The following is a 23,800-nucleotide window of genomic DNA, read 5'->3' on the forward strand; positions in this document are numbered from 1 at the left end:
TATAATCTTAATGCATCAGAAATTAAATCAAACTTGATTGAAGGAGAACTTTTTCTCTTAAAGTCATAGTCCAATCTAATTTATTTTTATAAGGATAAAATTAAAAGCAATGTGTAAAAAAACTTATATACACATGTGAAAATTCAAGTCCTTAATTAAGATTAAAATATATTTTGAAACAAGCTATCTACAGCTAGAAAACACTATCCACTCACAAATTTTCATAAAATGCATAACAATAAAACCTTTACTTAAGGCTTTATTACGATCATCATTTTACATAAATAGTTAAAGTGAATTATATTTTCATCTCTATAAATACCTTGCCCTTTCTTAATAGTAGAACTTAAAATATTCAATTTTATTATATAGATTATTTGCTTTACTGTCAACATAGGTTAAATCCTTGTGATTTTTCAATAACCCAACATTTATATAGTAAATTTTCCCTTTTCCGGGGAGTAACTCTCAACTGAATGCCATACTTTTATACAGATATCGCTGATACATTCTTTTATATCCTTCCCATCTTGCAAAATACTTCCGACAATGTAAGACTAAATGAAAAAATAAATTCCAATAAAAAACTTGCCTTTATATTTTATCAACCTAATACAAAATAGATTGTTAGATAAAACCTTTAATTAATTCAAAAAAACCATTATACTTAATAGTGTCAATATGTTCGTTGATACCTAAAAACAAAAAGACTAGAATGAGGGGTTTACGTATGAGGAAAAAAGATATACTTGAATTGAAGAGACGTTTTAAAAAAGATCATTGTACTTTTACAAAAATGTGTGGTTGCTATGTTAATAGCGAAAAACATATTATTTTAAAATTTAGAGAAAGCTTTCTAAATTTAGATGAGGAGGAATACTTTAAGTACTTAGAAATTGCTAAAAAAGTCCTGTCAGGAACTATGGGAAATAATATTTTAGAGCTAAACTTTCCGCTGAAGGAAGATCTTACAAATGAAATGCAAACTTCTCTTATACAGCTTAAAAACAGCCGTTTAAAGGATGATTCTCTCCTTGATGGTTTTTACCAATCGATTATAGATAATTATAATTATACTGGTAATTTTATAATACTTATTTTTCATGACGTTTATGATGTTATTACTAAAACCACTGATAATGCAAAATTAGATGAATCGGAAGAAGTATATGAATACCTGTTATGTGCACTATGTCCTGTTTCACTTTCAGATCCTGGTCTTAGATACTTCGAAGAAGAAAATAAAATAAAAGCACGTATTAGAGATTGGGTGCTTGATGCCCCAAGCAATGGATTTGTGTTTCCTGCTTTTATTGATCGTAGTTCAGATGTTAACGCTATTATGTATTACACAAAAAATCCAAAGGATACCCATCCTGAATTAATGGAAAATGCTTTAGGTTGTTCTTCAAAACAAACTGCCGCCATACAAAAAGAAACATTCCAGTTAATTATCAAAGATTCCTATAGTATTGATGAAGAAAAAGCTGATAGAATTTTTATGGAAGTACAAGAAAACCTAAATGTTATGGTAGAAGAATACAATGCCACATACCAAGATACAGATTATGAACCCATAACCCTCACAGAAAAGGATATACAAAACCTTCTAATAGAAAGTGGAATTCCTGAAGAAATTACTGCTAAGATTGAAAAGACCTATGTGGAAAACTTTGGAGATGATCTCCCTTTAGCAGAATATTTAATTGACCCAAAGGTACTTAAGGCACATGCCCAACAAAAAAAGGAAGAAACCCTTAAGAAACAAGTAGAAATACTTCAAACTAAACTTGAAGAAGTGAAGCAAGAAACTGCTGTAGCCAATGAAACTTCCATGTCTACAGTAGCTAATGATGCTGATGAGGTTTTGGAAGCTAATGAAGTGGCTCGTCACTATGATATTATGCTTCAAGTAAAACCTGAAAAGATGCCTCAAATAAAATCTCAAATAATTGATGGTCAAAAATGCATAGTTATTCCTATTAATGAGGATGAACAAACTACAGTTAATGGCTTAGATGATTTCATTTAAGTTGTATAGAAACAGCTCCTGTTTAACCAAGAATCATTTACTAATTCTTGGTTAGACAGGAGCATTTATTTTAGACAACTTTTTAAATTTATTATTATATATCTAATGCTGCATAATATCCACTGAAAACTGCTTGCGTAACCTGTGCAGGCTTCACACAATCACCTACTTGAAAGACTTCGGGTGCTGAATCTAATAATTCTTCTACGACATTACGAAGTGGAAGCTGACCTACTGAACATATGATTGTGTCTGCAGGGAACAAGGTTTCTTTTCCATTTTCATCTGCACAGATCAAACCTTCATTGGTTACTTTTATCCCCTTTTGACCTGTTTCAATCTTCACAAGATCTTTTAAACGAGCCAAAAGAAGTGGTCTATGACGACCATTAGCGTCAACAGCTACATCTTTCTGCATTTCTACTATAGTAACATCTTTACCCTCCTGGGTCAAATGCAGCCCTGCTTCACAACCAACTAATCCTCCCCCAAGAATTAAAACCTTTTGACCAATCTCTATGCTTTCATCGGATAAATTACTTGCAATAACAACCTTGGGATGATCTATTCCTGGTATTGCTGGTACAATCGACTCAGCTCCAACAGCTACAACTAAAACATCGGGAGTTTCTTTTTCAACTAGCTCTTTAGTAACCTCAGTATTCAAACGCACCTCAACGCCGTTCCGTTCCATATGTAGAGCCTTAGTGCTTATTAAACGATATAAGTCCTTTTTGAAGGAAACACCTCTTTCAGCCTTTAAAGCGCCACCCAAAGAATCCGTCTTTTCACAAAGAATAACCTCATGACCACGTTTGGCTGCTGTAATAGCAGCCTCCATTCCTCCTGGCCCACCACCAGCTACAAGTACCTTCTTGGGTGCACTTGCTGGAAGTGCAAACTTATTTTCATACTCCCTACCGATGATTGGATTAAGAGCACAAATTCTTAAACCAGAAACCAGACGCTCTGACATACAGACAAAGCAGCGTGCACAATGGAGAATTTCTTCATCTTTTCCTAAATATACCTTCTTAGGAAGGTAGGGATCCGCCAATAAAGCACGGCCCATCTCTACCACATCTGCTTGACCAGTAGCAATAATTTCTTCCATCATAGCAGGATCATTTAATGCTCCTATGGTTGCTACCGGCACCTTAACATGCTTTTTAATCTCAGCTGCATACTTTACATTACATCCACGATCCATAAACATAGAAGGATGGGTTTTATCAAAGGAGCCCCCGGAATGACTTCCTGTAGAAACTTGAAGTAAGTCAACCTTATCTTCAACTAACTTAGCGAACTCTATGGCTTCCTCTATACCATAACCCGTCTCAGAATATTCATCCGCACTGATGCGAAGCTCAATGGGGAAATTATATCCAACAGCTTCTCTTACACTATCCAGTACCTCTATTGTAAATCGTGCACGGTTCTCCAGACTTCCACCATATTCATCTGTTCTTGTATTAGATGGAGATAGGAACTGCTGCAACAGCCATCCATGACCTGCATGAACCAATACCATATCGTAATCTGCTTGTTTAGCCAAAGCTGCTCCCTTGCCAAAAGCCGTAACAACCTCTTTGATGATCTCCTTTGGCATTTCCTTTACCTCTGTTCCATTGGAAAGCACTTCATTACAAGGACCATATTCGCCAGCAAATTTTCCACCATGGGATAATTCCAACGTAGCTATTGCACCATGACGTTTAATAGCTCTGGCAGTGGTTGTTAAACCAGGTAATACCCCCGGAGAATCCAGAAGAATATGTTCGGCATAAGACTTACTCTTACCGGTACTACTATGTACAATCGCCTCACTTACAGTAACAGCTCCAGCTCCACCTTGAGCTCGTAGTTCAAAAAAGGCTGCTGTTTCCTGAGACGCATGCCCCGGTATAGGCATCCAAGGAAAAGCCATTGGTGCCGCAATCATCCTGTTTTTCAATGTTATTCCTCTAAGTTTTAAGGGACTGGAAAGATGGGGAAATTTTCTTTTCATGTTTTTAAACCTCCTCATATATTTTTTTGCTTTATATTGTTATTATAATAACTAACTATAAACATGTCAATATTTACATGTTTGTTTTTTCATAAATATAGTATAATATTAAGAGTTTGCAAACTAGTGTAAAATGCCATAAAATAATATACAATAGAAGAACATATCGAAGTATTGAACACAGAAAGGTAGTGACCGAGAAAATGCGTACATTAAAATATGCAATTTTAGGCTTAATCAATAGGAGAGCCATGACCGGCTATGACTTGATGAAGGAGTTTAACTTGGATCTGGTAAATTTTTGGTATGCAAAACACAGCCAAATTTATCCTGAGCTAAAAAATTTAACCGCTGAAGGTCTAATCACTTGTGAAACAGTATTACAAGGTAAAAAACTAGAAAAAAAATTCTATTCTATTACTGAAGTTGGAAAGAATGATTTTCTAAACTGGCTAAGGACACAGGATTTACTGGAACCGACACCAAAGGATATTTTTAGATTGAAATCTTACTTCATTGAGTCCATGACTAAGGAAGAGATGCTGAAGCAGTTTTATTATCAGCTTGATCAACGAAAAGAAAAATTAGAGAAGCTAGAAACCACAATGGCTCAGCATCCCTATGTCAAAGTAATTTCTGATATTTTTTCTTCAGAGTATGGAGACTACATTGTATTAAAAGGTGCTATCATGAGGGAACGCACCTATGTAGATTGGCTAAAACAATGTATTGAAGAAGTCAAAAATTTTTAACTAGGATGTCAATGAGTCTCTAAATTCCTTGATACATAAGATTTTCACAGCCTTAAGGAACCTATTTAAATCACTATTATCATAATAGACTCATCTAGAACCGAGGGTTTTCGTTGCACAATATAGCCGTCCCTTAAACTAAGGGACGGCTTGATACAACATGCTCCTTTGGCTAATCTGCCATGAGAAGAATTAAATTTTTATTTATTTTCCAGTTGCTGCATTTATTCCTGCGATACGTCCGAAAACAAATATGTCAGTAATAGCATTCCCACCTAGTCTGTTACCGGCATGAATTCCACCTGTAACTTCCCCAGCTGCCCATAGACCAGGAATAACATTGCCATCTTTATTTATAACACGAGCTTCAGTATCAATAGCTACACCACCCATTGTATGATGTAGTGAAGCTTTTCTTGGACTTATAACAATTCCAACATCATCATTTGCGTCTATATAATCAAGATCAATAGCTCCGGCTATAACATCCTTGCCAAAGTCATCATCTCTTTGAGCTGCTACATAGCTGTTATATTTCTCAATAGTAGCACGTAACTGTTCTTCACTAAATCCAGGAGCAACACCTGCAGCAGGAGTCTTTGTAGCCTCTGCTAGTTCAGCAAGAGTTTTACCATACCATACATGACCACCTTCAACCATACCTGCAACACGTGGATTATAGTCGGTTCCTTTTAACAGTTCTTCAGGCTTTCCAACATCTCCTCTGCCTGCATAGATGATATAGAAAATACCATTTTCAAGAGCCAATGAAGCTTTAGCAAGAACATCACGTTCTGCATATTCATTTACGAAACGCTTGCCGTTACCATCGATCCAAAGCTGCTCTCCTGCATCAGCCCAGATACCATCCGTCATGGTTCCCTTAACTGGAGATGAAGAAGGCATCATCTGAGCAACTTCCATACCAGTTATATCAGCACCGATTTCCTGTGCCATTATAATTCCATCACCCTTATTTGTACCCATATTGGTTGATAGTGTTCTATCTGAAAGATCATCACCCCAATATTTGTCATAGCTCTTAACCATAGCCGCGTTTGCACTATAACCACCTGTAGCAAGAACAACACCCTTGGTTGTGTTCACGGTAATTTGTGTCCCATCTACCTGTTCAGCTTTTGCACCTACTACCCTGCCCGAAGCATCTACCAATAGCTCTGTACCTCTGGTTTCTGTGTATATCTCAACACCATTTTCTCTTGCAACTTTTTCAAGTTGAGGGATACGTTCAGCACCTGACATGAAGCCGTGGGTTCTTGGCCACATCGCCCCAAGAACTGTACCTGTTCCAGGATGTCCACCGTATTGAGCATCCGCACCATAAGATGCCTCAAGTCCAACTTCACCCATCCACACAAAGGCATCAAGCGCATCAGCAGCAAACTTTCTTGCCAGTTCAATTCTTGGAGCAATCCAATCTCCATCTGCTAATTCACGAAGTCCTCCTGTGTAGACATGCCACATATGTAATGCTACAGAGTCAAAACCAGGCATATCAACTCCTGCCGTTTTTCCACGGTTTTCTGCATAAAACTCATTGATATCCTCTTTAAGCTCTGCCAACACTTCTTCCCACTCAGGATGGATATCAAATCTCAACTTTGGATCAGCAGGGTCAAGGGCAAGGTATCCATCCAATGCATCCTTTTGAGATTTGGACAGTATCATTGCACTCTTCTGTGCCTCTGGATCCACAGCGTTATATGCTGCACCTGCCATCATTGTATTTCCACCTAATACAGAGCCTTTTTCAATAAGGATAACCTTAGCTCCTTCTTCAGCAGCATTAATTGCTGCCGCCAAGCCAGCTCCTCCTCCTCCCATTACAAGAACATCTGTATCCCATGTTTGAGGATCCTTAGGTGTAGCAACTACTTTATTTGCCTTTAGGGCATCAATATCTAAGCCAGCAGCTTCAGCAGCTTTTGTTATAGCATTGATGATAGCATAGCTTGATATCGTTGCTCCTGTTACAATATCCACTGATAGACTTTGATTTTCGATTACCTGCGCTGGTATACGTTCAACCGCTACTGCTACAACCGTTTCAGTCTCAGAATTTTCTACGAACTCAATGTCTGTAATTTTGCTGTCTTCAACAGTGATACTTACGGTTATGGGTCCTTGCATACCCGCTGCTGTACCTTCAAAAGTACCATTAATAAGTGCAACGGTTTCCTGAGTACATCCAACAAGTGTGACTATCATGCAAATACATAATAGCATAGTTATAATTTTCTTCATTTTTTCTCCCCCGATCTTAAAATTAGTAGTCTCTAGAAAACTTCGAGGATCTTAATTTATCCTCGTTTAAAGGTTCAGCATTTTTGCTTCACCTAAATTTTTCCGACCTTCCCACCAAAAACACTTCCTTTCTTTTTTCTCGACTTCGATTAAATATTAACATACTTGGAGCAATATATTGATTAAACAGTTATTAAGATTTTATAGTGTTTTTTTGATTCTAAAGGGAAAATATCCCCATTGATAAGCAATTATATCACCTGCTTCATAAGAAAAATCCCTAAAAATGCCCAATAAACATTTTTAGGGATTAAGAAATCTTAACATTTATTCTATTTAAATTAACATATTTTTAATTGGTAGTTTCCTCTAGAATTATCTCTTCTAACCCTCTAAAGAGAAGTATGCTATTTCGTCTTTAAACCTAATTAACTTTTCCTTTGGGGTCAAAATAGTATCCCTGTCCCCATTCCATTTTTAAAAATCTAGGACTGTTCACATCTTCTTCAATTTTATTTCTAATATTGTGTATATGAACGATTACAGTTCGTGCATCCCCGTAGCTTTTTGCTCCCCAGATTTTATAATATAATTCTTTAGGGGTATAATATTTTCCTGGATTTATCATTAAGAATGACAATATCTTAAATTCAGTGGAAGATAATTTTAATTCACCTTCTTCCTTAACGACAATATGACGGTTTGCATCTAATTTAAAACCTGCACATTCTAAAATATTCTTAGTTTTATTGGGTAATTTATTGGCCCTTCGCAGATTTGCTTTTATTCTTGCCTCTAGAATTTTGTTATCAAAAGGTTTTACTATAAAATCGTCTCCTCCCCGTTCTAAAGCTTGAACAATTGTATCACTGCAGTCAAGGCAGGAAATGAAAATAATAGGACAATCATGCCACTCTGTCAATCTAGAACAAAGGTCAACACCATTAACATCTGGCAACAAGATATCAAGGAGTATAACATCAAATTTATCCCTTGCATTTGCATAGGCTTCGCTACCGGTTTTGGCCCAAATCACTTCATATGTCTCAGCCTGTTCAAGGTAGTAGAGGATTATCTTTGCTACTAATTCATCATCTTCAACTAAAAGAACCTTTATCATATAATTTCACCTCCTAAATCAATATTACCTTAATTGTTACTATTTAGACAAGGATATTCATATGTTTTGTAAGTGAAAAATACATAGTATAGCTTCTTACTCTGTAAATATTTGATATGCTTTTAAATATTTGATATACTTTTGTCGAGGTGTTTTCAACATTCCTTTCATACCCTCGTTGGTTCTTGGCAATTCCAACAATTAAGGCAGCAACTCTCCACATTTTAAATTGTACCGTAAACAGATGTTCAGAATATCTCGACTAACGTAATGGAAATATAATTTTGATTAAGTAAATTAAAGAGAGGAATACGTATGAAAAGAAATTATTTTATAGCAATACTTGTATTTGTAATAGTATCCAGTCTAACTTTCTTTATAGGTATAAGGATAAATAACAGCTTTGGTATTTTAAAAAGCGGTGACACTTTTTCTGATCAGGGAGAGAACAATATATATTCTCTTACAAATTATCACTGGGATTCAAAAACTAATACTTACTACTTTGACTTAGTTAGAAAGAATGAAAATCAACAATTGGTACTTATCTATGGAAAATTGCCATCAGAAGTTTTAGTAAATGATACTGTTTTAGAGGAATCTTCATTCTTTTCAAGACTATTACTTAGCTCCGATTGGTTTATCGATAACAAAATCAGTGTGGTTTTTAACACAAGTATAAATCCCAATAATACTCCTATATATATAACCACAACATCTAGTGCCGAAACTGCACTTTCAACCTTTAATATGATATTTGCTTTTAGCCTTGGAATAACATTTTTAATGTCTATATATGGACTCTCCCTTTATCGCCGTAAAAAAACAGAAAAATATCTATTATGGTTTGCTATTTATACCGCTGCACTGACTTTATGGAGTGTTCTTCCACTATTTGTTGGTACAGGGATAAATTTCTTGAGACACTATGTTTTTGCCTGGTGCGTAATTCTAGATATTGTCATATGCTTTAAAATGTTTGATATTAAGCTTCCTGGAGGTTTTAATATACTTTTGAGTATAAGGGGTGTTATTTCTGTTTTAGTGTTATGGTCAATTATGGAAACTATTTTCCCTAAGTTGCACAGTGAAATTTATGTTTATAGCTTGTTCTTATTTTCTATTGGAGTTCTCATATATGCCTGTGCTAATAGACAAAAGGGAGCATGGCTATTGATTTCAGGCCATGCATTAAGTCTAGGATTACGTATGGTTATACCCTTATCTTCTCTTTCATCATCAAGTGTAAGCTACCCTTTGCGTGCCTTACAGTTTTCAAAGTTTTTTAATATTCCATTTGCTTTTTGCTGTATGTTATTAATAAATCATATTTTCGCTGAAAAATTTACTGAAGCTGAAATCCTTACTAAAGAATTAGAGCAAATAAACCATAATCTGGATAAAAAGGTTATGGAAGTCAAGCAGGCTTTGCAAGAACAGATGACCCGTCGACATAGTCTTATGATGAATATCTTTCATGATTTACGTACGCCATTATTTGTTATGCAAGGCTGTACTGAAAAAATTACTGAACAACCAGAGCTACTCGATACCGAATTACCTATAATAAGGGAAAGGTTAGATTTTACAAAACATCTAGTTGAAGATTTATTTTTAATGGCCAAACTTGAGGATAAGCAAGTAATTCTCGAGACAGATCGGGTTCCTATTGCAGACCTAATTAAAAATGTTGTAAGTGCGTGTAGTATAGAAGGAGAAAGTAAAAACATTTATATAGGAACAAAGTTGAAATGTGATTGTATTACTTGGGGAGACGAGTATCGTCTTAAACAGGCATTTCAAAATCTACTTCTAAATGCTATATACTATACAAAACCAAATGGTAAGGTATATATATCTTTAAAAAAGGAAAGAAATACAGCCATTATATCCTTTACAGATACAGGTATTGGAATATCTCCACAGGATATCGATAAAATATTTGACAGATATTATCGTATAAGTAGTAAAGAAAAGCACCAATCAACCGGCTTAGGACTTTCCATTGCACAAGAAATTATACAACAACACCAAGGAAGCATTAGCGTTGATAGTCAACTAGGATTCGGTACAACCTTCACTGTTCATCTGCCTATAATCACTTAACTACAAACAGGGCATTATCTCTTAAATCACTAAGAAATAATACCCTTACCTGTTTGTATACTAATTCCTCTAAACCCTTTATTTATAAGGATTCCAAAGATTTAAACATCCTTTTTAAATCCTTACTTCGCTTGTTCCTTGTTGATAATCGCCGCCCTCGCAGCAGCCAATCTAGCAACCGGCACACGGTAAGGTGAACAGGAAACGTAATCTAGCCCTAGTATATGGCAGAATTCTATAGAGTCAGGATCTCCTCCGTGCTCTCCACAAATCCCAAGCTTGATATTAGGTCTGGTTTCTTTACCTAGCTTAGAGGCAAGCTCCATCAGTTTACCTACACCTTTTCTATCAATCCTTTGGAAAGGATCTTTTTCTAGTATATTTTTTTCTCTATACTCCTTAATAAACTTCCCTGCATCATCTCTAGAATATCCAAAGGTCATCTGTGTTAAGTCATTGGTGCCAAAGGAGAAAAATTCTGCCTCTGTAGCTATTTCATCTGCTGTAACAGCAGCTCTAGGAACTTCTATCATGGTTCCTACTAAATATTGAAGCGGGATTTCCTTTTCACTTAATACTTCTTTAGCAATTTTCAACACGATTTCCTTATTGTACTGAAGCTCTTTCAACTCACCCACTAATGGAATCATAATTTCCGGTACAACATCTATACCTTCTTCTTCCTTTACTATCACTGCCGCTTCTATGATAGCTCTTACCTGCATTTCATAAATTTCTGGATAAGTAACCGCCAAACGACATCCTCTATGTCCCAGCATAGGATTCATTTCCTTTAGGTCATTTACTACTCCTTGAAGCTGAGTAAAGGAAACTTGCATTTTTTGTGCCAATTGTTGAATATCTTCCTCCTCATGAGGTAAAAACTCGTGTAATGGTGGGTCCAGTAATCTAACAGTAACAGGTCTATTTCCCATTGCCTTGAAGATTTCTACAAAGTCTTCCCGCTGCATTGGTAATAGCTCTGCTAAGGCTTTTCTTCTTTCCTCTTCTGTTCTTGATAAAATCATCTTACGCATCACAAAAATCCTAGATTCCTCAAAGAACATATGCTCTGTTCTACATAGTCCAATACCCTCGGCACCAAATTCAATGGCTTGCTTCGTATCTCTTGGTGTATCAGCATTGGTTCTAATTTTTAAGGTTCTTATAGCATCCGCCCATGTCATTAACTCTAAAAAGTTATCTGTTAGCTGAGATTCTTTTGTAGCTATTTCTCCCTCGTATACAATACCTTCATTACCATCTAGCGAAATATATTCTCCTTCATGGTATACTGTTTCACCTACCATAAAGATTTTATTGGCTTCTTGAATCTTCATTTCTCCTGCTCCTGCGATACAACATTTACCCATACCTCTTGCTACTACCGCTGCATGAGAAGTCATTCCTCCTCTTGCCGTCAAAATACCCTGTGATGCCACCATACCTTCTATATCTTCTGGTGAGGTTTCAGCCCTCACCAGGATCGCTCTCTCTCCCCTATTGTTTGCCTCCACTACATCCTCTGGAGTAAAATAGATTTTACCGGTAGCAGCTCCTGAAGAAGCCGGTAACCCTTTTGTAATAATTTTGCCCTTTTCTAACTCTTTTTCATCAAAGGCTGGATGCAGCAACTGTTCTACTTGTAGCGGGTCCACTCTTAAAATGGCTTCTTCTTTAGTTAATCTACCTTCCTTCACCATATCTACTGCTATATTTACTGCAGCTAAAGCTGTTCTTTTACCGTTACGGGTCTGTAGTATATATAATTCTTGATTTTCTATAGTAAATTCAATATCCTGCATATCTGTGTAATGCTCTTCTAAAAGGTTGGCAACTTCAAGAAATTTATCGTAAGCTTGTGGCATAGTATTTTGCAATTCAAGAATAGGCTTTGGTGTTCTAATTCCTGCTACTACGTCCTCTCCTTGAGCATTCATCAAAAACTCTCCAAACAGTTTTTTCTCCCCAGTGGAAGGATCCCTCGTGAAGGCTACACCTGTCCCTGAAGTTTCTCCCATATTTCCAAATACCATAGATTGAATATTTACAGCAGTTCCCAAACTATGAGGAATATCATTGAGTTTTCTATAGACATTGGCTCTTGGATTGTTCCAAGACTTAAATACAGCCTCAATTGCCATAAATAACTGATCCTTCACATCTTGAGGAAAATCAGCGCGACACTCTTTTTTTACTATTGCTTTATATTTTTCTATAATGTCCTTCAAGTCTTCTGCAGTTAGATCTGTATCTTCTTCTACATTTTTTTCAACTTTCTTGTTATCTAAAATAGCATCAAATTTATATTTAGGAATCTCTAATACAACATCCGAAAACATCTGTATAAAACGTCTATAGCTGTCATAGGCAAACCTTGGATTTGCAGTACCTTCTGCTAGCCCTTCAACGGAAGCATCATTTAGACCTAGGTTTAATATGGTGTCCATCATTCCAGGCATAGATATAGCACTACCAGAACGAACGGATACCAATAAAGGATTTTTAACAGCTCCCAATTTTTTTCCCATTTTTTCTTCTAATTCTGCTAAATGTTGTAAGGTCTCTTCCTTCAAGCCATTCCACAACTTAGCGCCTTCTTCGTAGTACTGATTACACGCTTCTGTTGTTACAGTAAAGCCACTGGGAACAGGTAAGCCAATTCTGGTCATTTCTGCCAAATTAGCACCTTTTCCACCTAGTAATGATTTCATCCCAGCGGTTCCCTCATGGAAACCGTATACAAACTTTTTCATGAACTACACCCCCGCTTTATGTAATTATTTTTTAATATTATCATGAAATTACTAACATCAATCTAATTTATCACTTATCATACTGAAAAGAAGCTTTTAAATCATCAATTTAAGTTTATACTATGATTTCTTAACAAGACTTTTTATTTTCCATTGGTTAGTTTATAGCCAATCTCCCTAAGTATTTCTAGAATAATGCTGGCACTTTCTTCTACCGCTTTTGTGGAAACATCGATGACTGGACATCCTAGTCTTTTCATAATATTGTCAGCATATTCTAACTCTTCTAAAATTCTTTCTATGCTGGCATAATTGGCTTCACTTTTTAGTCCCAGTGCCTTTAATCTTTCTTGCCGAATTTCAATAAGTTTCATAGGATTCGTAGTTAAGCCTATGATTTTTTTAGAAGGCACATCATATAATTCTTTAGGCGGTGTTACCTCTGGCACCAAAGGTACATTAGCAACCTTTAGGTTTTTATGAGCTAAGTACATACTTAATGGTGTTTTAGAAGTTCTAGAAATTCCTATTAGAACGATATCAGCTTTTTTTAATCCTCTAGGATCTTTACCATCATCATACTTTACTGCAAATTCAATAGCCTCTACCTTCTTGAAGTACTTTTCATCCAATTTTCTTATAAGTCCTGGTTCTCTTTTAGGGACTGCACCAAGTACACCGCCGAATCCCGCTATAACAGGTGACATAATATCAATACTAGGGATATTCAATCTAGCGGTTTCTTCTATTAAATAATCCTTTAACTCCTGTACCACCATGGTAAATACTACAACTGATCTTCCTTGTTTGGCCTCTTCCAGCATTTCCATAATCTGCTGTTTTTCATTTATAAAAGGAAATCTCCTTATTTCATAGTCCTGAAATACAAATTGACTAATAGCAGCCTTTGCCACTTGTTCAGCAGTTTCTCCTATAGAGTCTGATACAAGATATATCAGTAAATTCTCTTGATTCATAAAACTCCTCCTACTCTTTGCAAAGTTCTACAAGTAATTTTGTCATATTGCTTTTAGAAATTTTTCCTACTACCTTCAACTTTTGTTTCTCATGCCTCATGACTTTTTCTACAACTGGTAGACTATCCACTTCATGTTCTACGATTTTACTTGCCGCCACCAGCACATCTTCTTCTGGTGAAGTTGTAGCTATATTCGGCATACGGGTCATAATCATAGCTACTGGTACTTTATTTATGTCAATGGTCCCTATTGCATTTTTTAAAAAATCTTTCCGAGATATCACACCTACTAAAGAACCATCTGAAACTACATAGATAGAACTAGTATCCTCTAAAAACATGGTTACAATAGCATTGTAGACCGACATATCCTCTGTAACCACCACTGGTATTGACATGATATCTTTTACTTTGATCCCCTTAATTTCCTGAGATATAAGATTTATATCTGGTTTTCCACTATAAAAGTAACCCACCTTCGGTCTTGCATCCAAAGTGCCCGACATGGTTAATATGGCTAAATCCGGGCGGAGGGTTGCTCTTGTGACCTTTAGTAACTCCGCAATCTCTTGACTTGTTATAGGCTCACTTTCCTGTACGATCTTTATAATTTTTTTTGTCTTGTTGTAAACTCTATAGGTATCACCTCGTATGTGTTACTCTATTTAATATATATGTTATACTATATAAATAATTTACCACATTTAAATTAGTTTTGCTATAGTAATTTTGTGTTATACATAAAAAAATTTTCTGTTATATACAAAAATCAGTTGAGATTAGCATGCCAACTGATTTTTGCTTTATTTCAATTAATATTTTAGTTTTTCTTCTAAATAATTTTCCAATTGATCTATAGAGATTCTTTCCTGCTGCATTGTATCTCGATCTCTGATCGTTACACAATTGTCCTCTAATGAATCATAATCAAAAGTTATACAATAAGGTGTACCTATTTCGTCATGGCGGCGATATCTTTTACCAATACTTCCTGCTTCATCATAGTCCACCATATATTTTTCTGATAATTTCTCAAACAACTTTAATGTTTCTTCCTTTAGTTTCTTTGTTAACGGAAACACCGCTACTTTAAAAGGAGCTAGTGCAGGGTGCAGTTTTAGAACAACCCTTGTATCATTTTCATCGATGACTTCTTCCTCATAGGCATCTACTAAAAATGCCAGTGTTACTCTATCTGCGCCTAAAGAAGGCTCAATACAATAAGGTACATACTTTTCATTGGTTACTGGGTCTTGATAAGTGAAATCTACACCTGAATGTTGACTGTGCTGCTTAAGGTCAAAATCTGTTCTGTCGGCTATACCCCATAACTCTCCCCAGCCAAAAGGAAATTTAAATTCAATATCTACAGTAGCGTTACTGTAGTGGGAAAGTTCTTCTTGAGAGTGTTCCCTTAACTTGATATTTTCTTCCCTCATGTTTAAATCAAGCAACCAGTTTTTACAATATTTTAGCCAGTAATCAAACCACTGTAAATCTTCCCCTGGCTTACAGAAGAATTCTAATTCCATTTGTTCAAATTCTCTTGTTCTAAAGGTGAAATTTCCTGGTGTAATTTCATTTCTAAAGGATTTACCGATTTGTCCAATACCAAAAGGAACCTTCTTTCTAGAAGTTCTTAAGACATTTTTAAAGTTCACAAAAATTCCTTGAGCTGTTTCTGGTCTCAAGTAAATCTGTGTGCTACTATCCTCTGTTACCCCTTGAAAAGTTTTAAACATAAGATTAAATTGACGGATATCTGTGTATTCATCGGCGCCACACTCTGGACAATGAATTTCTTTTTCCGTGATAAATGCCTTCATTTTCTCATTGCTCCAACCGTCAACTGCCTCTTCTCCTTGGTCTTCTCCCTTCGTAAATAAATAATCCTCTATCAATTTATCTGCTCTAAATCTAGCTTTACATTTCTTGCAGTCCATTAAAGGATCACTGAATCCCCCTACATGACCAGATGCCACCCATGTTTGAGAATTCATCAGTATAGCTGCATCTAATCCAACATTATAGGGACTTTGTTGAATAAACTTTTTCCACCATGCTTTTTTTACATTATTTTTTAACTCTACTCCTAGTGGACCATAATCCCATGTATTTGCCAAACCTCCATATATCTCAGAACCAGGAAAGATAAACCCTCTAGATTTTGCTAAAGATACGATTTTTTCCATTGTCTTTTCCTTTGTCATAATAACGCCTCCTATTGAATTTTTTTTAAAAAAATAAAGCCCTCCATCCCTAAAATTAGGGACGAAAGACTTTTCTTCCGCGGTTCCACCCTAGTTGATACATATTGTATCCACTTTGTGTAATTTAGCTCAAAAGTGCCCTTCATTGATGAACCACACTGGGCTTTCACTTTCCCCAGCTCGCTTAAGTGTTCTTTTCAACTACTCCTCTTTCTCATTGCTGTTATGTTATAGATAGCTATCTAAAGATATATCTATATATTTTTAATATAAAATTTATCAAATAAACTTAATATTGTCAATAGAATTTTTTAAAAATCTGCTCCGCTTTGATCCAAATCATCTAAAATATCATCTATATCTTCTTTTGTTGGATCACCCTTCATCATATTTTTAAAGTCCCCGACTTTTTCTTCCGCAATTTCGTTTAAGTCCAGCACCTTCCCATCGTTTTGCACAATCTCAATCTTGGTCTTTGTCACCAATGCAGCAGAAATGCCAAGTAATGAAGCTAGCGGTGCCAAAACAACACCTATAGCACCGGCGGTTATGGGAATGTTTAGCATCACTTCGTCGTCTTTTTTTAAAATGACTCTTGTAACATTTCCTTTTTCAATCACTCGCTTTAATTTTTCAATAATTTCATTTCCAGTGGCCCCCATATTTTTTGTCCACTTACTAGTACTTTCTTCTTCTAAAGAAATAAGGGCTTCTACCACATCTCCACCTGCGTTTTCTAAAGCTTCTTTTGCCTTCTTATAAGATACTCCGGTCCTCTCTCTTATAACGTCAATGTTTTCAAGATTAATATCCATAGATTTTTTCTCCTCTCTATAGTTTTTCAGCAAGCTCAAGGCTTTTAAAATCATATTTATTAATATGTACTAATATATACTGTTTTAACAATTTTTTTAATGCCTCATTTAAGAAGTCACTTATTTTCAACTTGTGTATTTCCGTAATCTCTTTGGTTTGTAAGTATTTCGCTAGCCTTAGGGTTATTTCAGAAATTTTCATAGCATAAGGGTCCACAGAAAAACAATTCTCACACAAAAGGCCTCCCTCCTGAGAACTAAATTTCCAAGAAGCTGAGGTTGTTTTATTACAAGAAACACAGCAGTGAAACTCTGGTTTAAAACCACAATAATTGAGAAAATTCATTTCAAAGCTTCTAACAATGGTATTGATTTCTATATCTGATTTTGTCATAAGATACAGTGTTTTTCCTAATAGATTAAACATTCTATTGTTGGTTTGTCCTTCAATCGTAACAGCTTCTATCAACTCTACCAAATAAGAGGCATAGGAAAGTCTTTTTACATCTTCCCTTAATTTATAAAAAATCTCCTTAGGCTCACACTGGGTAACCGTGTATAAATTTTTTCCTCTATATAGTAGAAAATCGCTATAGCAAAAAGGCTGTACCCCTGCTATTAAAGCACTTTTAGGTTTTTGTGCTCCCTTTGCTATAGCATTGATTTTTCCTAGCTTCCTGGAAAAGATGACTAACATACTATCAGATTCCCCATATTTTCTACTTTTTAAAACAAAACCTTCTGTTTTTACAATCATTCTATTAATCTCCCAAATATTTAAATCCTTAACACAAAGAGTTTGTTTGTATGGATTCTAGTAACTGCACTTCTGGTATAACAGTATCCTCTTCCTTCGATTGTATATAATCCTTATACGCTTTACAATATAAGTATGCTTCAATGTTACCGGTTTTTTTAAATATGTTCCACATTTTTTTATTTAACATGAAAAGTCCCCTTTCATCTTTTTTGGAAGTTACGTTATTAAATTCTTCCTTAATTATATTTTTTAGATTTAAGGGAACTTATATGCATTGAAAATTTTGTAATTGTTTTTTTTATTCGTATCCTAGTGTTCTCAAAGTATTTTGACTATTTCTCCAGTCTTCCTTTACCTTTACCCATAGTTCTAAGTATACCTTCGAACCTAAAAGCTTTTCCATATCCTCCCGAGCACTTTTACCAATACCCTTTAATTTTCTACCTTGTTTTCCTATGATAATCCCCTTATGAGACTTTTTCTCACAATAGATAGTGGCGTGAATATCTACAATGTTTTTTCCTTCTCGTTTTTTCATCATGGCTGTCTCCACAGCTACGCCATGAGGAACCTCTTCATGGATATAGTGCAGTATTTTTTCTCTGATAATCTCTGCCACAATCAATCGCTCTGGTTGATCTGTAATCATATCTCCCGGAAAATACTGTGGCCCAACAGGAAGAAAATCTATAATTTTATCAATTAACACCTGTAGGTTTGCTCCTTCCAATGCAGAAATTCCTACAATATCAGAAAACAATTCTTTATCTTTGTAGAGGCTATAAAGAGCATTAAACTTTTCTTGATCTATTTTATCAATTTTATTCATTACGAGAATAATAGGCGTGCGAACATCCTTTAAAACCTCCATAATAAACTCATCGCCAGGACCTATGCTAGGGCTCTCATCTACTACAAATAAAATAGCATCTACCTCCCCTAAGGTATCCTTCGCTGCCCTTACCATATACTCTCCTAGCTTATGTTTCGGTTTATGTATACCAGGTGTATCGATAAACACAATTTGAAAGTCATTTTCCGTATATACACTCTGTATTTTGTTTCTAGTCGTCTGAGGCTTATCTGACATGATAGCAATTTTTTCACCGATGATTTGATTCATTAAGGTAGACTTGCCTACATTAGGTCTACCAACAATAGTTACAAAACCTGATTTAAACTTCATTGCAACAACTCCTCTTTATCTTTCTAGGTCTTCTGGAGAAAAGGAATTCGGTAATAACTCTTCTATGGTAAATACTTTATAATCCTCTTCTGTTTTTCCTATAATTAGTTTAATATCTTTACCGTATTCTACAATAACTTGTCTGCATATACCACAAGGAAAAGTATATTCATCGGCGGCACCTACTACAGCAATGGCTTCTATATCACGCTCACCTTCAGATACAGCTTTAAATATGGCAGTTCTTTCAGCACAGTTGGTTCCTCCATAGGAAGCACATTCAATATTGCATCCTCTATAAATTCTTCCTGATTTTGTTAGCACTGCTGCTCCTACTGGAAAGTGTGAGTAGGGGGCATAAGCATATTTTTGCGCCTCCAGGGCCTCCTTGACTAATATCTTGTATTCCACAGTATTTGCCTCCTTCTTACTACTTCAATTCAATTTCTCTATTATTTGGGAAAATACAAACCCAGGTTTTTCCTTTATTTATTTTTAGTGGATTACCACTTGCATCCTTAAACTGTGTAGCAGTATTGTAAGCACCTTTACTCCAAGTAATAGGAGTAGCCATACCATTAGAGATATAAAGACCCTTTCCACTACCGATTAATTGTATATCTCTTCTTCCTTCAGCATCTCCAGCAATCACTCTAATATCAGCAAACTGGATGATAACATTCTTCGTTTCCAGCTGTTGATTATTATTTTCATCAATATGAGGCTTACCAAATTGATATCTCTTGTATTGTTGTGTAGCAGCATCATATTGAAACTCTGAAATATAATCATTTGAAAATGGTACTGTTACAACTTCTGCTTTTTCTCCTTGAGGCACCCACTCTTCCTCAGAAAAATTGAATTTTGGTTGTAAGTCTTCTCTTTTTTCTTCTCTATAACCTACATTGTTCCATGCCTTCATAATGCCCTCAGCACTGGTATATAGACTGTGTTCGTACATTCCTCTTTGTTTTGACCTTACAGGATCACGCCATGCCATGATGGTCTCTAAGCCAGATAAACTATTTAAGTTAGCTGGTTTTAAGTTTTTTATAGCTTCAAAAGCCTGCGGACTTCCACCGTGGTGCACGAAAATGGCATCATGATCGAAGGCAAGATTTAGATAATAGTGTCTTGTACTTCTTACAGGACCTATCTTCTTTGTATCAAAATCTTGAAAAACTGCTACTAATCTAGTAATATTTCCTTCTGCTAAGGTTTCATACATGATATCTGCTTCAGAAATACCACTTTGCGGCAAAGCTACTTTTATATTATTGATCATCACTGCTACAGGTCGCCTCTCGGCAGCCTCCTCATCAATCCATAGACCGGTTAAGGGATTGATGGCTAAACCTTCGTAGGAAACCGCCTCTTCTATCTTCTCCACTTCTATTTCTATCGTAGGTTGATCCTGTGGGTCATCAGTTTCTGTTTTCTTGCCACAGGCTGTAATGGTTATCATAAAACTCATAATAAGTATAGCTATCATTATTTTATTGTATTTCATTTATAATCTCCCCTTTGTATATGTTTACCCCGCTATCTGAAAAAAAATAATTGTTATAACAATTCCTAAAACGCCTCCTACTAAAACCTCCAAGAAACTATGAATTTTACCTTCTATCCGACTTTGACAAACCAGTAATGCCATCAAAGCAGAGAGGGTTGCTATAAACATATTTTCTGAAATAAAAGTCATTGCAGTAGCTAATGAGAAAGCAACTGCTGCATGGCCGCTGGGCATTCCCCCTTGTAGAGGTGTTCCTCTACCAAAATAAGCCTTTAAAGCAATAGTGCTAAAAATAACAATAATTAATACGATAAAAGTAATATGTATTGGTGATTGTCGTACTCGTGTCAACAAAATATGTGTATAAGGATTTATTCTATGAAAAAAGATTAAGTAGGCTACAAGAATAGAGTTAATCGCAGCTATAAGTACCGCTCCTGCCGCCACATTTTTTGCAATCTTAGCAAACAAATGATACTTGTCAGTGATTAAGTCAATGGCAGCCTCAATAGAAGTATTGATCATTTCTGCAATAATTACTACAGATATTGTGAGAAATAAAATCAAAATTTCTGTTCTTGCTAAATCAAAAAATAAACTTAATACTAAAACAACAATAGCAGCAAAAAAGTGAATCTTCATATTTCTTTGAGTTTTGAGGGCATAAATAATGCCCTCAAAAGCATAATTAAAGCTTTCAATAAGTTTTCTTACCTTCATCACTGCACAACCCCATTTACTCACGTTTTATTCCCAACTGCTGCAATACAGCCTCCTCTTTGGCTCTCATTTCTTTTGCATCCTCTTCCTCCATATGGTCATAGCCCATAAGGTGAAACATACTGTGGACTGTTAAAAAAGCCATTTCCCTCTCAAAGGAATGTCCGTACTCTTTTGCTTGTTCTATGGCTTTTTCTACAGATATCACGATATCTCCTAGTATTTTTTCTTCAAGAACAGGACTATCATCATCTACCATAGGAAAAGATAATACATCTGTGGGACAATCTTTTTCTCTATAGGTTTTATTCAGTTCATGAATTTCTTCATTATCCACAAAGGATAAGCTCACTTCGTAGTCGGTTTCCCATCCTTCATAATCTAAAGATGCCTTCACTAGTTTTTCTAAAGTTTTCACTAATGTTTCTTCTACTTCTATGATCTCTTGTCTATTATCAATTTCCAGCTCCATAGGTTTTTCTTCCCTTCAATTCTTTGATATCTGTATCAGGATATTCAATTCTTTCATGAAAAATACCTAACATCACCTTAACAAAGGTCTTTTTAATAATATCTACTTCCTTTAAAGTCAGGTTACTTTCCTCTAGCTGTCCGTCCTCCAGCTTGTCCTGGATGATTTTATGGGTAAGATTTTCTATCTTCTCCTTTGAAGGACTGGACATACTTCTTACAGCAGCTTCAACAGAGTCCGCCAGCATCACAATAGCAACCTCTTTTGTTTGAGGCTTAGGACCGCCATATCTAAAGCTCTGTTCATCAATGTTTTCGCCATTTTCTCCATTTTTTGCCTTATGATAAAAATATGCCACCAATGTATCTCCGTGATGTTGCTCTATAAAATCCCTTACCTCTGATGGAAGCTTATATTTCTTGGCTAGGTCTACCCCATCCTTTACATGTCCTGTAATAATTAAACTGCTTAAGGAGGGGGTTAACTTATCATGAGGATTCTCAGAAGTTAACTGATTTTCTTTGAAAAAATAAGGTCTTTTTATTTTACCAATGTCATGATAAAAAGCCCCAACTCTTGCCAATAATGCATTGCCTCCTACTGCATCCGCCGCTGCTTCACTCAAGTTGCCTACAATGATACTATGATGATAGGTTCCAGGCGCCTCTATTAATAACTTCTTCAAAAGAGGTTGATTGGGATTGAAGAGTTCCACTAATTTTAGTGGCGTAACCACTTCAAAGAGAGATTCCCATAGGGGTAATGTCCCTACTGTTAGTATGGAACAAAATAACCCATTTAAAACCCCATAAAATCCATAGGTTAATACCTTCGTCACTTCGTTACTATTGATAAATCCAATACCAATAATGGTAGCAATATTGACAATACTAACGATCATTCCAGAAAGAAATATATTTGCTCTTTGTTGTGTATTAATGACACTAAAAACCCCGGCTGTACCTCCTAGAATAGCCATAGCAACGAAGATCATATCATTGCCGATTATGATGCTTACTAAAATGGTCAAACATATATTTACCAAGAGTGCCAATCTTGCTTCAAGGAGAATCGCCACCAGCATAGCCGCAACTGCTACTGGTATGATATAAATAGAGATACCAGCTACACCTTTTGCAATTAAAAGGGTACCTAAAATAATCATCAGTGCCATTAAAAGTTTATCGGTTTTTTGCAAAATTTCTCTGTTAAATACATAGATATAGGCAATGATTAAAATTTCCAGCACCAACACGATGAAGGCTATGCCTAGATATAGCATTACATCTATTCTGCTATCATCTGTTAAGATAGCTAATTCCCTCAGTAATTCTAGGCGATCATAAGTGACAAGATCTCCTTCTCTTAGTATAAGGTCACCCTTTTTTATCATAATTCTTTCAACACTTTCTACAGCTTCACGGCGAAGTCTTTCCGTAGCCTCTATATCGAAAAACATATTTGGTCGAATACTAGCATGAATCACTGTAATAGCTAATTCTTTTAGTGCTTCATTGAAATCTTCTAGTCCTATTATATAATCCTTTATATTGCCTTTTTCCAGCTGTAGGTTTTCCACCTTAATTCCTGTATTCATATTTTGTGCAATAATTTCATAAATATAGGTTTCCAGATAATTAAGTCGGTCTAAAGGAGCCGTTAAAGCAGTTTGAAGATTTTCTTTATTTAAATTCAAGTGATTTTGCTCTTCTATAATACTTTGTTTTTCTTCTTGATCTAATTCTTCATTCTCTCTTACTCCATAAACCAATTGAAAAAAACTTTCAATATCTTTTTTCACTTCAATATGAACTCCATTATCAAAGTAATAAATTAACTCTACAGACTCCGATGCCTGTTCCTTTAGTTTTTGTGTTGTCCACCGATCTTCTATATCCTTAGGGGAATAAATATCTGCTGGAGCCTTGTGACCTAAGGATAGGTCAAATTTTTCTGGTCTTAAGCTTAATGTTAGCAAAGAAAAGATACTTACAAAAAAAATCATAGCAAGAAGTATATGCTGTAACCTTTTGGTTTTCAGATACCTTCCAATCAGGTTCTTTGAAAGCTTGTCTCTCCAGTCCTTTAAAAATTTCATGCTTTCTC

General features: G+C 35.6%; 20 protein-coding genes and 1 other annotated feature. Of the genes, 3 read left to right on the top strand and 17 right to left on the bottom strand.

The window, feature by feature from the left end:
* Nucleotides 1–431: 431 nt before the first annotated feature.
* Nucleotides 432–551, bottom strand: coding sequence for a sigma factor (locus CACET_RS21325; protein ID WP_082058309.1), 120 nt, complete (start codon nt 549–551; stop codon nt 432–434).
* 179 nt (nt 552–730) lie between these two features.
* Between CACET_RS21325 and CACET_RS11375 the strand changes: the two genes are divergently transcribed.
* Entirely contained in the window at nt 731–2,032 is a 1,302-nt protein-coding gene (locus CACET_RS11375) for a DUF4317 domain-containing protein (protein ID WP_044826286.1), read from the top strand.
* A 94-nt stretch (nt 2,033–2,126) separates the two neighbouring features.
* Here CACET_RS11375 and CACET_RS11380 read toward each other — a convergent pair whose 3' ends face one another.
* Nucleotides 2,127–4,040: an oxidoreductase gene (locus CACET_RS11380; RefSeq protein ID WP_044826285.1), complete on the bottom strand. Its 1,914-nt coding sequence runs from the start codon at nt 4,038–4,040 to the stop codon at nt 2,127–2,129.
* Between the two features lie 203 nt (nt 4,041–4,243).
* Here CACET_RS11380 and CACET_RS11385 point away from each other — a divergent pair, with 203 nt between their 5' ends.
* A complete protein-coding gene (locus CACET_RS11385) occupies nt 4,244–4,792 on the top strand; it encodes a PadR family transcriptional regulator (RefSeq protein WP_044826284.1) in 549 nt (182 codons plus the stop codon).
* A gap of 204 nt (nt 4,793–4,996) precedes the next feature.
* Here the strand turns inward: CACET_RS11385 and CACET_RS11390 are convergent, their stop codons facing one another.
* Together CACET_RS11390 and CACET_RS11395 are read right to left on the bottom strand one after the other, a co-directional pair.
* The gene (locus CACET_RS11390; RefSeq protein WP_044826283.1) at nt 4,997–7,057 is read right to left on the bottom strand and encodes an FAD-dependent oxidoreductase; all 2,061 of its coding nucleotides are present in this window, start codon (nt 7,055–7,057) and stop codon (nt 4,997–4,999) included.
* Nucleotides 7,058–7,481: 424 nt separating this feature from the next.
* A complete protein-coding gene (locus tag CACET_RS11395; protein ID WP_044826282.1) occupies nt 7,482–8,177 on the bottom strand; it encodes a response regulator transcription factor in 696 nt (231 codons plus the stop codon).
* Between the two features lie 315 nt (nt 8,178–8,492).
* Here CACET_RS11395 and CACET_RS11400 point away from each other — a divergent pair, with 315 nt between their 5' ends.
* Entirely contained in the window at nt 8,493–10,283 is a 1,791-nt protein-coding gene (locus tag CACET_RS11400) for a sensor histidine kinase (protein ID WP_044826281.1), read from the top strand.
* A 122-nt stretch (nt 10,284–10,405) separates the two neighbouring features.
* Here CACET_RS11400 and ppdK read toward each other — a convergent pair whose 3' ends face one another.
* The 13 genes from ppdK to CACET_RS11460 all read right to left on the bottom strand — a co-directional run bounded on the left by ppdK (nt 10,406) and on the right by CACET_RS11460 (nt 23,792).
* Nucleotides 10,406–13,039, bottom strand: a complete 2,634-nt coding sequence (gene ppdK, locus CACET_RS11405; protein ID WP_044826280.1) for a pyruvate, phosphate dikinase — start codon at nt 13,037–13,039, stop codon at nt 10,406–10,408.
* A gap of 143 nt (nt 13,040–13,182) precedes the next feature.
* Complete coding sequence (locus tag CACET_RS11410) at nt 13,183–14,016, bottom strand: pyruvate, water dikinase regulatory protein (protein WP_044826279.1); 834 nt, start codon at nt 14,014–14,016, stop codon at nt 13,183–13,185.
* A 10-nt stretch (nt 14,017–14,026) separates the two neighbouring features.
* Nucleotides 14,027–14,671, bottom strand: a complete 645-nt coding sequence (ccpN, locus tag CACET_RS11415) for a transcriptional regulator CcpN (RefSeq protein WP_048407539.1) — start codon at nt 14,669–14,671, stop codon at nt 14,027–14,029.
* Nucleotides 14,672–14,830: 159 nt separating this feature from the next.
* A complete protein-coding gene (locus CACET_RS11420) occupies nt 14,831–16,228 on the bottom strand; it encodes a glycine--tRNA ligase (RefSeq protein ID WP_044826277.1) in 1,398 nt (465 codons plus the stop codon).
* 54 nt (nt 16,229–16,282) lie between these two features.
* Nucleotides 16,283–16,455 (bottom strand) — a binding site (T-box leader).
* An 84-nt stretch (nt 16,456–16,539) separates the two neighbouring features.
* Nucleotides 16,540–17,043, bottom strand: coding sequence for a DUF4342 domain-containing protein (locus CACET_RS11425; RefSeq protein WP_044826276.1), 504 nt, complete (start codon nt 17,041–17,043; stop codon nt 16,540–16,542).
* Nucleotides 17,044–17,059: 16 nt separating this feature from the next.
* A complete protein-coding gene (gene recO, locus CACET_RS11430) occupies nt 17,060–17,800 on the bottom strand; it encodes a DNA repair protein RecO (RefSeq protein WP_044826275.1) in 741 nt (246 codons plus the stop codon).
* Between the two features lie 28 nt (nt 17,801–17,828).
* The gene (locus tag CACET_RS20175; protein WP_201774975.1) at nt 17,829–17,990 is read right to left on the bottom strand and encodes a YqzL family protein; all 162 of its coding nucleotides are present in this window, start codon (nt 17,988–17,990) and stop codon (nt 17,829–17,831) included.
* 111 nt (nt 17,991–18,101) lie between these two features.
* Nucleotides 18,102–18,989, bottom strand: a complete 888-nt coding sequence (era, locus tag CACET_RS11435; protein WP_044826274.1) for a GTPase Era — start codon at nt 18,987–18,989, stop codon at nt 18,102–18,104.
* A gap of 15 nt (nt 18,990–19,004) precedes the next feature.
* Nucleotides 19,005–19,400, bottom strand: coding sequence for a cytidine deaminase (locus tag CACET_RS11440; protein ID WP_044826273.1), 396 nt, complete (start codon nt 19,398–19,400; stop codon nt 19,005–19,007).
* A 19-nt stretch (nt 19,401–19,419) separates the two neighbouring features.
* Nucleotides 19,420–20,499, bottom strand: coding sequence for a DUF3048 domain-containing protein (locus CACET_RS11445; protein ID WP_044826272.1), 1,080 nt, complete (start codon nt 20,497–20,499; stop codon nt 19,420–19,422).
* 24 nt (nt 20,500–20,523) lie between these two features.
* Complete coding sequence (locus CACET_RS11450; protein ID WP_044826297.1) at nt 20,524–21,222, bottom strand: diacylglycerol kinase; 699 nt, start codon at nt 21,220–21,222, stop codon at nt 20,524–20,526.
* Between the two features lie 16 nt (nt 21,223–21,238).
* Nucleotides 21,239–21,694 (bottom strand): rRNA maturation RNase YbeY, encoded by a 456-nt coding sequence (gene ybeY, locus CACET_RS11455; protein WP_044826271.1) that lies wholly within the window; start codon nt 21,692–21,694, stop codon nt 21,239–21,241.
* On the bottom strand, nt 21,678–23,792 hold the full coding sequence (locus tag CACET_RS11460) for an HD family phosphohydrolase (RefSeq protein WP_044826270.1): 2,115 nt from the start codon (nt 23,790–23,792) through the stop codon (nt 21,678–21,680). Before CACET_RS11460 ends, ybeY begins: the two co-directional genes overlap by 17 nt.
* Nucleotides 23,793–23,800: the final 8 nt, after the last annotated feature.

The sequence above is a fragment of the Clostridium aceticum genome (genome assembly GCF_001042715.1).
Classification (GTDB): domain Bacteria; phylum Bacillota; class Clostridia; order Peptostreptococcales; family Natronincolaceae; genus Andreesenella; species Andreesenella acetica.

Bases quoted from the DNA above. Each gene is read 5' to 3' on its own strand.
- CACET_RS11410 (WP_044826279.1), bottom strand. From the start codon at position 14,016: ATGAATCAAGAGAATTTACTGATATATCTTGTATCAGACTCTATAGGA.
- CACET_RS11425 (WP_044826276.1), bottom strand. From the start codon at position 17,043: ATGGATATTAATCTTGAAAACATTGACGTTATAAGAGAGAGGACCGGA.
- CACET_RS11445 (WP_044826272.1), bottom strand. From the start codon at position 20,499: ATGAAATACAATAAAATAATGATAGCTATACTTATTATGAGTTTTATG.
- CACET_RS11375 (WP_044826286.1), top strand. From the start codon at position 731: ATGAGGAAAAAAGATATACTTGAATTGAAGAGACGTTTTAAAAAAGAT.
- CACET_RS11420 (WP_044826277.1), bottom strand. From the start codon at position 16,228: ATGACAAAGGAAAAGACAATGGAAAAAATCGTATCTTTAGCAAAATCT.
- CACET_RS11380 (WP_044826285.1), bottom strand. From the start codon at position 4,040: ATGAAAAGAAAATTTCCCCATCTTTCCAGTCCCTTAAAACTTAGAGGA.
- CACET_RS11400 (WP_044826281.1), top strand. From the start codon at position 8,493: ATGAAAAGAAATTATTTTATAGCAATACTTGTATTTGTAATAGTATCC.
- ppdK (WP_044826280.1), bottom strand. From the start codon at position 13,039: ATGAAAAAGTTTGTATACGGTTTCCATGAGGGAACCGCTGGGATGAAA.
- CACET_RS20175 (WP_201774975.1), bottom strand. From the start codon at position 17,990: ATGTTAAATAAAAAAATGTGGAACATATTTAAAAAAACCGGTAACATT.
- recO (WP_044826275.1), bottom strand. From the start codon at position 17,800: ATGATTGTAAAAACAGAAGGTTTTGTTTTAAAAAGTAGAAAATATGGG.
- CACET_RS11460 (WP_044826270.1), bottom strand. From the start codon at position 23,792: ATGAAATTTTTAAAGGACTGGAGAGACAAGCTTTCAAAGAACCTGATT.
- CACET_RS11450 (WP_044826297.1), bottom strand. From the start codon at position 21,222: ATGAAGGTAAGAAAACTTATTGAAAGCTTTAATTATGCTTTTGAGGGC.
- ybeY (WP_044826271.1), bottom strand. From the start codon at position 21,694: ATGGAGCTGGAAATTGATAATAGACAAGAGATCATAGAAGTAGAAGAA.
- era (WP_044826274.1), bottom strand. From the start codon at position 18,989: ATGAAGTTTAAATCAGGTTTTGTAACTATTGTTGGTAGACCTAATGTA.
- CACET_RS11390 (WP_044826283.1), bottom strand. From the start codon at position 7,057: ATGAAGAAAATTATAACTATGCTATTATGTATTTGCATGATAGTCACA.
- CACET_RS11395 (WP_044826282.1), bottom strand. From the start codon at position 8,177: ATGATAAAGGTTCTTTTAGTTGAAGATGATGAATTAGTAGCAAAGATA.
- CACET_RS11385 (WP_044826284.1), top strand. From the start codon at position 4,244: ATGCGTACATTAAAATATGCAATTTTAGGCTTAATCAATAGGAGAGCC.